We start from the raw sequence: 12,591 nt of genomic DNA, 5'->3' as shown, positions 1-12,591 counted from the left end.
GTTCAATCAGAAACATCATTAGAAAGTTATCGCGCGTCGTTCGATCGAATGACGCGATTTTCCGCGCTCTATTCTACTGAACATCACGCGGTCTGTTGTTCGACACGTCAGGCATTGTGTGAAGCAACTCACTGCAGGCGGAAGTGGATCCCGTCAATCTCTCGAACAGATTGAGAGGAGATTGTCATGCGAACGGCGTCACCGGTTCTGACAGGCAGGTTCCGCGATATCGTCGCCCGCATAGGCGCGGTACTCCGCGCGCAGCGGGAAATCGACGCGCAGCGCGTGTTGAAACGCTATCGCCACCTGCTGGACCAGCCGCACGAAGCGCCGTGTTTGAATGAAATTATTCCCGTCTCCCGTGAAGAGGATACTTTTGAAAATGCCAACGGAGTTGATCCGCGCGAGCGCAAGACCGGCCACCCCAAATTCGAGCGTGCGTAACGTCAGCATCGTCGCCATTGCGCTGACCGCGGCGCTCGTTGCTCTCCAACTGGTCGGCCTCGCGATGCTGGAGCGATCGCACGCTTACGCGCATCCGTCGGTTCCACTCGTGCCGGCCGTTTGCACCGAGAGCGCCGATATCCCGGTCTTGCAAATTCCCTACGACTGACCGGAGGGCGGATTGTGCCTGATGTCACGACTGTGATGCTGCTAAGCGCCGCCGTGTTTGCCGGTGCGTTCGTCTCCGGGCTCTCGGGATTTGCCTTTTCCGCAGTGGCGGGCGCCATCCTGCTCCGGGTGTTTCAGCCGCTCGAAGCCGTGCCGCTGATGATGGCGTGCAGCATCGGCGTGCAGGCCACCAATCTGTGGGCGCTTCGGCGCGATATTCGCTGGGAAGGCAGTCTGCTGCTGATCGTCGGTGGCTTGATCGGCGTTCCCATTGCGGTGTCGCTGCTTCAGAGCACCGATACGCATCTGCTCCGGTGCGGCTTCGGCATCATCGTTGCACTCTATGCGGCCTACATGCTGCTGCGGCCGACGCTGGTGACGGCCGGCGAGGCGGTCGGGCGACACTGGGTCGCGTTGATCGGGTTCGGGGGAGGGCTGGTCGGCGGGCTGACCGCGATGCCCGGCGCGATCCCGACGATCTGGTGCGACATGCGCGGCGTGCCCAAGAGCGAGCAGCGCGGTCTGGTGCAGCCGTTCATCGCCGCGATGCAGCTGTTCGCGATCGCGCTGCTGGTCGGACATCAGGATCTGTCGTCAAAAGTCTTCGTCGATCTCGCGGTCAGCCTGCCGGCGCTGTTCGCCGGCTCCGCGCTCGGCGTGATCGCGTTCCACAGGGTCAACGAGACCGTCTTTCGCAAGACCGTGCTCGTTTTGTTGTTGCTGTCAGGGATTTCCCTGATCTAGTGCCCGACGGGTTGCACCGGCGCCGCGCCGGTGTCGCTGCCGTGATGCGTCAGCGGCTTCATGCCGGTGACCGTCCGCAGCAGCACATAGAACACCGGCGTCAGGAACAGGCCGAATACGGTGACGCCGATCATGCCGGAGAACACGGCGACGCCCATGGCGCGCCGCATCTCCGAGCCGGCACCGGTCGAGAGCACCAGCGGCAGCACGCCCATGATGAACGCCATCGAGGTCATCAGGATTGGGCGCAACCGCAGCCGACTCGCCTCGATCGCGGCCCGGACCGGCGTGCGGCCTGCAAACTCGAGCTCGCGCGCGAATTCGACGATCAGGATCGCGTTCTTGGCCGAGAGGCCCACCAACACGATCAAGCCGATCTGGGTGAAGACGTTGTTGTCGCCCTTGGAGATCCAGACGCCGAACATCGCGGCGAGCAGGCCCATCGGCACGATCATGATGATCGAGAGAGGGAGGGTCAGGCTCTCATAGAGCGCGGCCAGCACCAGGAACACCAGGAGGATCGCCAGCGGGAACACCCACAGTCCGGAATTGCCGGCGATGAACTCCTGATAGGTCAGATCGGTCCATTCGAAGGCAAAGCCGGGCGGCAGCGTCTCCGCCGCGATCCGCGTCGCGACTTCCTGCGCCTGACCGGAGGAGAAGCCGGGCGCCGCCGCCGCGTTGATGTCGGACGACAGGAAGCCGTTGTAGCGGATCGCGCGCTCGGGACCCGCGCTCTGGCGAACGCTCAACAGCGCCGAAAGCGGCACCATGTCGCCCGAGGACGAGCGCACCTTCAACTGCCGGATGTCGTCGGCGCGAGCGCGGAACGGCGCGTCGGCCTGCACCCGGACCGAATAGGTGCGGCCAAACTTGTTGAAGTCGTTGACGTAGTAGGAGCCGAGGTAAATCTGCAGCGTGTTGAACACCTCCGTCACGGGCACGCCCAATTGGAGCGCCTTGGTGCGGTCGATGTCGGCGAACAGCTGGGGCACGTTGACCTGGAAGCTCGAGAACACGCCGGCGATCTCCGGCGCCTTCTGCATCGCCGCCATGAACGCCTTGGTCGCCTCGTTCAACGCCTCATAGCCGAGACCGGCACGGTCTTCGATCTGCAGCTTGAAGCCGCCGATGGTGCCGAGGCCGTTGACCGGCGGCGGCGGGAACATGGCGATGAAGGCTTCCTGGATGCCGGCATATTTCTTGTTGAGCTCGGCCGCGAGCGCAGGGCCGCTGAGCGAAGGATCCTTGCGCTCGTCGAACGGCTTGAGCGTGGAGAACACGATGCCGGCATTGGAGGAGTTGGTGAAGCCGGCGATCGACAGGCCCGGAAAGGCGACCGAACTCTCGACACCAGGCTGGGTCAGCGCGATGTCGCTCATCTTGCGGATCACCTCTTCAGTGCGATCGAGTGCGGCACCGTCGGGCAGCCGCGAGAAGCCGACCAGATATTGCTTGTCCTGGCCCGGCACGAAGCCACTCGGCACCTGCCGGAACAGGAGCGCGGTCACGCCGACCAACGCCACATAGAGTCCCATCACTGCGGCCTTGCCCGAGATCACCTTGGTAACGGTGCCGCTGTAATTCTCTGACGAGCGTGTGAACACCTTGTTGAATCCGCGGAAGAACCAGCCGAGGCCCTTTTCCATGATGATCGTCAGCCGGTCCTTAGGCTCATTGTGTCCCTTGAGCAGCAGCGCCGACAGGGCCGGCGACAGTGTCAGCGAGTTGATGGCGGAGATCACGGTCGAGATCGCGATCGTCAGCGCGAACTGCTTGTAGAACTGCCCGGTGAGGCCGGAGATGAAGGCGAGTGGCACGAAGACCGCGATCAGCACCATCGCGATCGCGATGATCGGGCCGGAAACTTCACGCATCGCCTGATAGGTCGCATCGCGCGGCGACAGCCCGCCCTCGATATTGCGCTCGACGTTCTCGACCACGACGATGGCGTCGTCGACGACAATACCGATCGCGAGCACGAGCCCGAAGAGGCTGAGCGCGTTGATCGAGAAGCCGAACACGTGCATCACCGCGAACGTGCCGACGATCGATACCGGCACCGCGAGCAGGGGAATGATCGAGGCGCGCCAGGTCTGCAGGAACAGGATCACCACCAGCACCACCAGCGCGATCGCCTCCAGCAGGGTGTGGATGACGGCCTCGATCGAGGAGCGCACGAACTGGGTGGGATCGTAGACGATCTGGTAGGATACGCCTTCCGGCATGTTCTTCTTGATCTCGGCCATGGTGGCACGGACGTGATCGGAGATCTCCAGCGCGTTGGAGCCGGGCGCCTGGAAGATCGGGATCGCCACCGCCTGCTTGTTGTCGAGGAGCGAGCGCAGGCCGTATTCGGACGCGCCGAGCTCGATGCGGGCGACGTCGCGCAAGCGCACGACTTCGCCACGCGTGCCGGTCTTGACCACGATGTCGCCGAATTGCTCTTCGTTCGCGAGCCGCCCTTCCGCATTGACGGACAGCTGCAGGTCGATGCCCTTGATGTTCGGGGAGGAGCCGACTACGCCGGCAGCGGCCTCGACGTTCTGCGCCTGGATCGCCTTGACGATGTCGCTCGCAGTCAGTCCGTGTTCGGCGGCCTTCTGCGGATCGACCCAGACCCGCATCGAGTAGTCGCCGGCGCCATAGAGTTGAACATCGCCGACGCCGTCGATCCGCGCCAGCCGGTCCTTGACGTTGAGCACGGCGTAGTTGCGCAAATACGTCATGTCGTAGCGATTGTTCGGCGACAGCAGATGCACCACCATGGTGAGGTCGGGCGAGGACTTCTTGGTGATGATGCCGAGCTGCCGCACCACAGCGGGCAGGCGCGGCTCGGCCTGCTGCACGCGGTTCTGCACCAACTGCGTCGCCTTGTCAGGATCGGTGCCGAGCCGGAACGTCACCGTCAGAGTCATCGCGCCGTCGGTGGTCGCCTGGCTCGACATGTAGAGCATGTTCTCGACGCCGTTGATCTGCTCCTCGATCGGCGTCGCCACCGTTTCCGCGATCACCTTCGGATTGGCGCCGGGATAGGTCGCGCGCACCACCACCGAGGGCGGCACGACGTCGGGATATTCCGAGATCGGCATCGCGAACAGCGAGATCAGGCCCGCGAGAAAGATCAGGACCGACAGCACGCCGGCGAAAATCGGACGATCGATGAAGAATTTCGAGAGATTCATGGCCTTGCCCCTGCGCGAGAGACGACTCTCCCGTCATTCCGGGGTGCGGACAAAGCCGCGAACCCGGAATCCAGAAGTATGTCTAGGTGGTTCAACGATTTCGACATTCCGGTTCGCGCTGCCCGCGCGCTCCGGCATGGCGGAGACGCTAACGCTGCACGACGTCCTGATTGCTGTGGTTGGACGCCTGCTGCGGCCCGCCCGCGCCCATTGCCGCGATCTCCGTCTTGAGCAGGGCACCCGGGCGCACGCGCTGGAGGCCGTTGACGATGATGCGGTCGCCGGTCTTCAGCCCTGCCGTCACGATACGCAACCCGTCCACCGAGCCGCCGAGCGTGATCGACCGGTAGACCGCGCGGCTATCGTCGCCGACCGCCATCACGAACTTCTTGTCCTGATCGGTGCCGATCGCGCGCTCGTCGATCATCACCAGCGCCTGCTGCTTCGGTTGGCCCATGCGCACGCGGGCGAACTGGCCGGGAATGAGACGCCCGTCCTCGTTTCTGAACACCGCGCGGACGCGGATGGTGCCGCTCTGGCCGTTGACCTGGTTGTCGATGAGCTGGATGTGGCCCTTCGCCGAGAGGCCGCCTGAGGTCGCCATCTCCACCGGGATCTGGTCGAGATTGCCGCGCTTGCCGGAGCTATCTGCGATCGAGTTCAGCGCCCGCAGCACCACCTCCTCATCCGCATCGAACGACGCGTAGATCGGATTGACCGAGACCAGCGAAGTCAGCACGGGGGAGGCGGTACCGGCGGCGACGAGATTGCCGACGGTGATCTCGATCTTGCCGACGCGGCCGTTCACGGGCGCGCGCACCTCGGTGTAGTCGAGATTGAGCTTTGCGGTCTGGAGCGTCGCCTCGGCCGCCTTCACGTTGGCGATGGCCTCGCGGTAGGCATTGTCGCGCTGGTCGTAGTCGCGCCGCGTGACCACCGCGTTGCCGACCAGCTGCGCGCCGCGCTCGAGCTCATTCTGCGTGAACACCACGCGCGCTTTCGCGGCTTCGAGCTGCGCCGCGGCCTTGTCGACCTCGGCCGCGTAGGGCGCTGGATCGATCTTGAACAGGACGTCGCCAGCCTTCACCAGCGCGCCTTCGGTGAAGTTGGTCGCAAGGATCGCACCCGCGACGCGCGGGCGAAGCTCGACGCGTTGGATAGCCTCGAGCCGGCCGGAGAAATCGTCCCACAGCACCGTCTGCTTTGGTTCGATCAGCGCGACCGTGACAGGGACGGCTTGCTCGGCCGCGGCGGTCGCGGTCGCCTGCGCGGCACGAAAGTAATGGCCCGTCGCGATCGAGCCGGCTACGACGAGAGCGCCCACGATGGCGACGCCGCCGAGAAGGCGGCGAACACGGCCAGGGCGAGAGGTATTTTGGGAGGGGGGCATTTGCGCGCTCCAGATATGTAGTGTTCACTACAGATGTGGAGCTGGATACCGCAGCGCAAGATACTTATGTACCGTCCGCTAAGAAAATTGTAGCCGCTTACCGCAAGAGTTGGCAAGTGGAAGAGAAAATAAAGCGAGAACAAAGAGATAGGATCTGGCGTTAGGTTGAGAGACGACGCCGATTTCGAGGAGAATAGGCACATGGGCATGGGACGCCCCCGCGAATTCGACGCCGAAACGGCGTTGGACCAGGCGATGGAAGTGTTTTGGCGCCATGGCTATGAGGGTGCCACGATCGCTCAGTTGACCGAGGCCATGGGGATCAATCCGCCCAGCCTCTATGCCTGTTTCGGCAACAAGGAGGGGCTGCTGAAGGCCGCGCTCGACCGCTATACCAAACTGCGCAACGTCTGGATGGTCGAGGTGGTGGCGGCACCCACCGCCCGTGGCGTCGCCGAGCGGATGCTGATGGGCATCGCCGACAAGCAGACCGATCCGGCCAACCCGCCGGGCTGCCTGCTTGTGCAGGGCGGCATTGCGTGCGGCACCGGATCAGAGAGCGTCCCTTTTGAACTCGCCGCCCGCCGCGCCGAGAACGAAGATCAGCTCCGCGATCGCTTCATTCGGGCAAAGGCCGAAGGCGATCTCAAGGAGAGCGCCGACCCCGCGGCACTCGCACGCTATGTCTCAGCGGTATCCGTCGGTATGGGCGTGATGGCGTCTTCGGGCTCGGACCGCGAAGCGTTGCAGCAGGTCGCGAGTGTCGCCGTACAGGCGGTCGAGGCGCAATCGACTGAAAGAACCTGACGACCGTTGCCGCCTTCCTCTATCATCTCACCCATTGCGTGGCAGCCAGCGACGGCGGCGGGACGAAGCCGCCGAACGCGTGTTCGATCAATCCGGCGAGCGCAATCGTGGTGTGGTCCTCGAGATAAGGTCCGATGATCTGGACGCCGATCGGCAGGCCTGATGGCGTGCGCTCGATCGGAACGGCCGTTGCAGGCAGTCCGCAGGTCGAAGCGGGGTCTGCCCAGATGAAGCACGCATCGGCATAGTTGTAGAGCTGTCCGTCGATATCGAGTTGCCGCGCGTCGAACGGCTCGGACTGGTCCTGTGGAAAGGCCGGCACGGCGGCGGCCGGGTAGATCACTGCGTCGAAATCGCGGAACAGCTCCTGCCATCGTTGTTGCAGCTGCAGGCGCGCCGCATCGGCCGCCAGCCATTCACGATGGATCATCGCCCAGCCGCGCGCGCGCTCTGCCTGCAGGCTGCGGTCGTCGGGCGAGAGTGCCGCGGCAACGCCTTCCGCCTCTGCGAGGGCGGCCGGTGTCAGGCGTGGACTTCGCGCCGCGTTCAACAGCTTCATGTAGAGCCGCGCGGATTCGGCGAGGTCGGGCAGCGACGCGCTCGAGCGCGAAACCCGCGCGCCTGATCGTTCGAGCCGTTCCGACAGCCGCCCGATGGCGGAACGCACGGCATCGCCCGTCGGCATCAACGGATGCGTATCGATCACGAGGATCCTGAAATCCCTGAGCTGGTCGTGGCGCGGGGCCGGCAGCGCAAGACGATAGCCGATCCCGTCGCGCGTCTCATCCGGCCCCGCGATCACGTCGAGGGCGAGCGCAAGGTCCGAGGCGGTGCGCGTCATCGGCCCGACGACGGCCAGATCGCCCTGGCCAGGCGCGGGCGGTGCCGGCGGAAGGCTGTATCCGCGCAGCGGGACCAGGCCGAGGCTCGGCTTGTGTCCGAACACACCGCAGAAATGCGCCGGGACCCGGATCGAGCCGCCGATATCCGAGCCCATCGAGAGCGGACCGAACCCCGCGGCCAGCGCCGCGCCCGATCCGCCTGAAGAGCCGCCGGGCGATCGGCCGAGGTCCCACGGATTGTTCGTCGTCCCGTAGATATCATTGTAGCTCTGAAAATCCCGCAGACCGATCGGGATGTTGGTCTTGCCGATGATGATGGCGCCCGCCGCCTTCAACCGCGAGACGACAAGGGCGTCCTCCGCCGGTTGGAAATCTTTGAAATGCGGAAAGCCCCATGTCGTCGGCAGGCCGGCGACGTTGAACGGTTCTTTCAACGTCACGGGGATGCCGAGCAATGGCAGGCGCTCGCCGCGGCCAAGCGCGGCATCAGCGGCGCGTGCGGCGTCTCTTGCGCGATCGAAATCGCGAACGATGACGGCATTGATCCGCCCGTCCAGCGCCTCGATCCGCGCGATCGTATGATCGATCAACTCCGACGCAGAAAGTTTGCGTGCGTGCAGGGCGCTCAGCAGTGTGCTGATCGAACCATAGTCCCAGTCAGTGGCGGTCAATCCGGGCGGCATCACGATCTCCATTGCCTTGCATCGCCGCGCTGATGTCGTTCGGCTGCAAATCAATCCGAGGATTGAGCATGCAGTTTGGCAGATGGGATGAGGAGGCCGCGCAACGGGAACCAGATCTGTCCGCCGGTCGGGGTCCGAAGGCGGCGCCTGGCAATCAGATCGCGGGATACGCACCTCTTGCCGCGATCTATGCGCGATCGATGGGCTCTGTACGCGCTGCTGCTCACGTGGCATTGGGGGCGGTGAAGCCTGGATACTGACGAGCATGTTCGCCCTGACATTCCTTGGCACTTCGGCGAGCGTTCCGTCCGCGGAGCGCAACCATCCCGCTCTCCTGGTGGAGGCAGCGGGCAAGCGCGTTCTCATCGATTGCGGCGAGGGCACGCAGCGCCAGTTGCTGCGCAGCGGCGCGGGCTTTCGACGGCTTGACCGCATCCTGCTGACGCATGCCCATCTCGATCACGTGCTCGGCGTCCCCGGTCTCTTCTCGACGCTGGGATTGCGCCAGCAATCGGACGCGATGACCGTTCATGGAGGGCAGGGCACGCTCGACATCGTCATCCGCATGCTTGCTAGCCTGTGGGGCGCGGGCAGGGCGCCGATCCCTGTGGAGTTCGCGCCGCTGGCCGAAGGACAGGTTATCGACGCCGGCGACTTCACCATCGATTGCTTTCCGGTTCGCCACCGCGACACCGACAGCTTTGGTTTTTGCTTCCAGAGTCCGGCACGCCGCCATCTTGAGCGGGCGCGCCTCGCCGAGTTCGGTGTTCCCGATGGGCCGATGCGCGGAGAACTGGCCGCGGGACGACCAGTCGTGATCGCCGGCCGCACGATTGATTCCGAAGACGTCATGGGGCCGCCGAGCGGCGGCAGGAAGCTCGTGGTGATCGGCGACACCGAAACCACCGAGGGGCTGTCCAAACATGTGGCCGACGCCGACCTGCTGGTGATCGAGGCGACCTTCCTCGATCGCGACGCCGCGACCGCACGGAACTATGGCCATCTCACCGCACGCGAAGCGGCTTCATTGGCCGCCGCGAACAACGTCGGGCAACTCGTGCTGAATCACATGTCGGGGCGTTATCGGGACGAAGAGATTTTGGCCGAAGCGAGGACGATTTTTCCAAGCACGCGGATCGCCGCCGACTTCGATCGCATCGTGATTTAGCGGCAGCGCTCAAAGAGAGCGCAACCTCTGACGGTCTGATTGTGAGCCGCTTAACCTGCGGTGGCTGGGGAACTAGGATTCGAACCTAGACAAACAGAGTCAGAGTCTGTTGTGCTACCGTTACACCATTCCCCAACGGAATAGCCGAACAAATTCAAGGACTTGTTGATTTGTCCGGCTGCGGCCGATGGCACTTATCGCGCAAATCACGGCTCAGGCGTGGAGGGTTTCTACCCGCTCGGCTGTGGGCTGGCAAGCGCTGCGACGCAGGGATGTTTTGCGGTTCACCTGCGGCCTGCGGGCCGTGGGGTGGAGGCTCCGGCGGAGCGCCGCGGCGGCGCGCGACCGTTTGCCTCATCCGAAATCACGCTTCCCGGTCGGATCGTTACGCGCCCCATCGTCCTTCGGACACACAACAAGGAGATCCGTGATGCCCTATGTCGATGGTTTCGTGCTGGCCGTGCCGAAGGACAAGATCCAGGCCTACAAGGCGCTGGCGACAACGGCCTGCGCGATCTGGATGGAGCACGGTGCGCTCGATTATGTCGAAAGCATCGGCGACGACGTGCCCTATGGCGAGCTCACCTCGTTTCCGCGTGCGGTGATGGCGAAGGAGGACGAGATCGTGGTGTTTTCCTGGATCGTCTATCGCGACCGGGAGACTCGCGACGCCGTCAACAAGAAGGTGATGGCGGACCCGCGGCTGAAGTTGGACGGCATGCCGTTCGACGGAAAGCGCATGATCTATGGCGGCTTCACGACGCTGCTGACGGCGAGCGACCCCGTGGGGTGAGGCGCTGACCCAGCCCACACGTCGGTGCTTGTCTATGCAGCATCGTGGCAAGCCGTTTTGCTTGCCGGTACCGGGCCAGCATGCCATCCTCTCATCGCCAGGCATAAACAAACGGAAGCGGGCGCTTAGCCGAGCTTCCAAAAAATCTGGTTGGGGAAACCCTTTGGGAGGTCTGATTTCATGAGATTGAAGCACGTCACCGGGCTGCTTTGCGCGGCCGCGATATCCGTTGCGTTCGCTTCTGGCACGCAGGCCCAGGACAAAATCGTCAAGATCGGCGCGATCCTGCCGATGTCCGGCGGCACCGCCTCGATCGGGGCGCACGCCAAGGCGGCGCTCGAGGTCGCCATGGATATCATCAACAACGCTCATCCCGAACTCGGGACTCTGCCGCTGGCCAAGAACGCAGGCCTTGCGGGCCTCGGCGGCGCCAAGATCGAGATCGTGTTCGCCGACAACCAGGGCAACCCGGCAACAGGCCAGAACCAGGCGCTGCGCCTGATTACGGAAGACAAGGTGGCCGCCGTGTTCGGCTCCTATCAGTCCGGCGTCACGCTGACGTCGAGCGCGATCGCCGAGAAATACGGCATTCCCTTCCTGAACTCCGAGTCGGTCGCTGCCAATCTCACCGAGCGCGGCTTCAAATGGTTCTTCCGCACCACGCCGATCGCCACCGACTTCGCCAAGGCCTATGTCGATTTCCTCGCCGACATCAAGGCGCAGGGCGCCAAGACCGATGCAATCGCGCTGGTTCACGACAACACCGAATACGGCACCTCGGTCGCCAACACGATCAGCGCCGCCTTCAAGGAGAAGGGCCAGGCCATCGCAATTGACGTCGCCTATCCCGTCAACGCGACCGATGTTCAGGGCCAGGTGCTCCAGCTCAAGGACAAGAAGCCCGACGTGATCATCATGATCAGCTACACGTCGGATGCGATCCTGTTCGCCAAGACCATGCAGTCGCTCGACTACAAGCCGGCGGTGCTTTTGGCCGATGACGCCGGCTATTCCGATCCCTCCTTTATCAAGGCGGTCGGCAAGATATCGCAAGGCGTCTTCAACCGTTCGTCATGGTCGGTGGGGCCGGCCGGCTCACCGTCGGCCATCATCGCCGACATGTACAAGAAGAAGAGCGGCGAGGAGATGGACGACACCGTCGGCCGTCAGATGCAGGGCTTCTTCGTGCTGGCCGACGCGATCGACCGCGCCGGCTCGACTGAGCCTGCAAAAATCCAGGCCGCGCTGAAGGCGACGGATCTGAAGCCCGAGCAATTGATGATGGGCTACAAGGGCGTGAAGTTCGATGACAAGGGCCAGAATATTCTCGCGTCCGGGCTCATCATCCAGCTCCAGGACGGCGAGAACTACACCGCGGTGTGGCCGAAGGCCAACGCCGCGAAGACGCCGGTGCTGCCCTACAAGGGCTGGTGAGATTTGAAGGCGGGGCTGCGCGCCCCGCCACTCCCGAAATGATTTGATCAGAGCAACACTGGCTCATGTCCTTTGTCCTCGTACAGGTGATCGTCGGCGGGCTTCTGCTTGGCGCCGTCTACGCCCTGTTTTCCTCAGGCCTCACGCTGGTCTGGGGCATGATGAACATCGTCAATTTCGCGCATGGCGATTTCGTCATGCTCGGCATGTATGTCGCCTATGTCGTCTACACCCTGATGGGGGGAGGGCCGATCCTCGGCGCGCCGCTGGCGACGCTGGTGCTCGCGACCGTCGGCGTCGTGGTCTATTTCGCCCTGATCCGCGATATCATGAAAGGGCCGATGCTGGCGCAGATTCTCGGCACTTTCGGGCTTGCGCTATTGCTGCGCTATTCCGTGTTCTGGTGGTTCGGAGCCAACTTCCTGTCGATGCCTCCGGACATCGTGGGGGGCACTTATGCGTTCGCGGGCCTGCGCATCGAGGCCTCGCGGCTGCTTGCCGGCGTGGTCGCGCTGCTCGTCACGCTCGGGCTGCATCTGCTGCTGACGCGGACGTCGCTCGGTTCGAAGATGCTGGCGGTGGCGGAGGATCAAACCGCAGCCCAGCTGATGGGCATCCGTCCCGACACCATGCAGGCAATTGCCTGGGCGATTGCGGCGGGCGCCACAGGGCTTGCCGGCGCGCTGATTGCGAACTTCTTCTACATCGTGCCGACCGTCGGCGAGACGCTCGGCATCGTCGCCTTCGTCACGGTGTCGCTCGGCGGCTTTGGGAGTGTGCCGGGCGCCCTCGTTGCAGGCCTGCTGATCGGCGTGATCGAGTCGCTGTCGGGCTATCTGATCGGCGCGATCTACAAGGACATCGTCGTCTATGTCCTATTCCTGCTCTTCCTCTGGTTCCGGCCACAGGGCCTGATGGGGAAGATGTGATGAG

11 protein-coding genes and 1 tRNA gene are annotated in these 12,591 nt (G+C 63.8%); 8 read left to right on the top strand and 4 right to left on the bottom strand.

Features of this window, described 5'->3' with window-relative positions:
• The first annotated feature begins 186 nt into the window (after positions 1-186).
• From AC0L21_RS02255 to AC0L21_RS02245, 3 genes are read left to right on the top strand one after another with little or no spacing between them, the layout of a single operon-like run.
• Complete coding sequence (locus AC0L21_RS02255; RefSeq protein ID WP_473257576.1) at positions 187-444, top strand: hypothetical protein; 258 nt, start codon at positions 187-189, stop codon at positions 442-444.
• Complete coding sequence (locus AC0L21_RS02250) at positions 437-613, top strand: hypothetical protein (protein WP_473257574.1); 177 nt, start codon at positions 437-439, stop codon at positions 611-613. Before AC0L21_RS02255 ends, AC0L21_RS02250 begins: the two co-directional genes overlap by 8 nt.
• Positions 614-627: 14 nt before the next feature.
• On the top strand, positions 628-1,356 hold the full coding sequence (locus AC0L21_RS02245) for a sulfite exporter TauE/SafE family protein (RefSeq protein ID WP_473257572.1): 729 nt from the start codon (positions 628-630) through the stop codon (positions 1,354-1,356).
• Here the strand turns inward: AC0L21_RS02245 and AC0L21_RS02240 are convergent.
• Together AC0L21_RS02240 and AC0L21_RS02235 are read right to left on the bottom strand one after the other, a co-directional pair.
• Complete coding sequence (locus tag AC0L21_RS02240; RefSeq protein ID WP_473257570.1) at positions 1,353-4,541, bottom strand: efflux RND transporter permease subunit; 3,189 nt, start codon at positions 4,539-4,541, stop codon at positions 1,353-1,355. The genes AC0L21_RS02245 and AC0L21_RS02240 overlap by 4 nt on opposite strands.
• A 148-nt stretch (positions 4,542-4,689) precedes the next feature.
• Entirely contained in the window at positions 4,690-5,931 is a 1,242-nt protein-coding gene (locus AC0L21_RS02235; protein ID WP_473257568.1) for an efflux RND transporter periplasmic adaptor subunit, read from the bottom strand.
• Between the two features lie 201 nt (positions 5,932-6,132).
• Between AC0L21_RS02235 and AC0L21_RS02230 the strand changes: the two genes are divergently transcribed.
• Complete coding sequence (locus AC0L21_RS02230) at positions 6,133-6,738, top strand: TetR/AcrR family transcriptional regulator (protein WP_473257565.1); 606 nt, start codon at positions 6,133-6,135, stop codon at positions 6,736-6,738.
• A 22-nt stretch (positions 6,739-6,760) separates the two neighbouring features.
• Here AC0L21_RS02230 and AC0L21_RS02225 read toward each other — a convergent pair whose 3' ends face one another.
• On the bottom strand, positions 6,761-8,263 hold the full coding sequence (locus AC0L21_RS02225; RefSeq protein ID WP_473257563.1) for an amidase: 1,503 nt from the start codon (positions 8,261-8,263) through the stop codon (positions 6,761-6,763).
• A 265-nt stretch (positions 8,264-8,528) separates the two neighbouring features.
• Between AC0L21_RS02225 and rnz the strand changes: the two genes are divergently transcribed.
• Positions 8,529-9,431 carry a ribonuclease Z gene (rnz, locus tag AC0L21_RS02220; RefSeq protein WP_473257561.1) on the top strand — a complete coding sequence of 301 codons (903 nt, stop codon included), beginning with the start codon at positions 8,529-8,531 and terminating at the stop codon, positions 9,429-9,431.
• 61 nt (positions 9,432-9,492) lie between these two features.
• On the opposite strand, the gene AC0L21_RS02215 is transcribed toward rnz, so the two are convergent.
• Positions 9,493-9,566 (bottom strand) — tRNA-Gln (locus AC0L21_RS02215).
• A 295-nt stretch (positions 9,567-9,861) separates the two neighbouring features.
• Between AC0L21_RS02215 and AC0L21_RS02210 the strand changes: the two genes are divergently transcribed.
• The 3 genes from AC0L21_RS02210 (at position 9,862) to AC0L21_RS02200 (ending at position 12,587) form a co-directional block, all read left to right on the top strand.
• Positions 9,862-10,224 (top strand): DUF1428 domain-containing protein, encoded by a 363-nt coding sequence (locus AC0L21_RS02210; RefSeq protein WP_473257559.1) that lies wholly within the window; start codon positions 9,862-9,864, stop codon positions 10,222-10,224.
• A 180-nt stretch (positions 10,225-10,404) separates the two neighbouring features.
• Positions 10,405-11,658, top strand: coding sequence for an ABC transporter substrate-binding protein (locus AC0L21_RS02205; RefSeq protein ID WP_473257557.1), 1,254 nt, complete (start codon positions 10,405-10,407; stop codon positions 11,656-11,658).
• A gap of 65 nt (positions 11,659-11,723) precedes the next feature.
• Positions 11,724-12,587: a branched-chain amino acid ABC transporter permease gene (locus tag AC0L21_RS02200; RefSeq protein WP_473257555.1), complete on the top strand. Its 864-nt coding sequence runs from the start codon at positions 11,724-11,726 to the stop codon at positions 12,585-12,587.
• Positions 12,588-12,591 lie beyond the last annotated feature (4 nt).

Source organism: Bradyrhizobium sp. WSM4873 (genome assembly GCF_055811355.1).
The sequence above is the reverse complement of the archived record's forward strand: the minus strand, read 5'-3'. Positions and strand labels throughout refer to the sequence as shown.

Bases quoted from the DNA above. Each gene is read 5' to 3' on its own strand.
- AC0L21_RS02255 (WP_473257576.1), top strand. From the start codon at position 187: ATGCGAACGGCGTCACCGGTTCTGACAGGCAGGTTCCGCGATATCGTC.
- AC0L21_RS02240 (WP_473257570.1), bottom strand. From the start codon at position 4,541: ATGAATCTCTCGAAATTCTTCATCGATCGTCCGATTTTCGCCGGCGTG.
- AC0L21_RS02235 (WP_473257568.1), bottom strand. From the start codon at position 5,931: ATGCCCCCCTCCCAAAATACCTCTCGCCCTGGCCGTGTTCGCCGCCTT.
- AC0L21_RS02230 (WP_473257565.1), top strand. From the start codon at position 6,133: ATGGGCATGGGACGCCCCCGCGAATTCGACGCCGAAACGGCGTTGGAC.
- AC0L21_RS02225 (WP_473257563.1), bottom strand. From the start codon at position 8,263: ATGCCGCCCGGATTGACCGCCACTGACTGGGACTATGGTTCGATCAGC.
- rnz (WP_473257561.1), top strand. From the start codon at position 8,529: ATGTTCGCCCTGACATTCCTTGGCACTTCGGCGAGCGTTCCGTCCGCG.
- AC0L21_RS02210 (WP_473257559.1), top strand. From the start codon at position 9,862: ATGCCCTATGTCGATGGTTTCGTGCTGGCCGTGCCGAAGGACAAGATC.
- AC0L21_RS02205 (WP_473257557.1), top strand. From the start codon at position 10,405: ATGAGATTGAAGCACGTCACCGGGCTGCTTTGCGCGGCCGCGATATCC.
- AC0L21_RS02200 (WP_473257555.1), top strand. From the start codon at position 11,724: ATGTCCTTTGTCCTCGTACAGGTGATCGTCGGCGGGCTTCTGCTTGGC.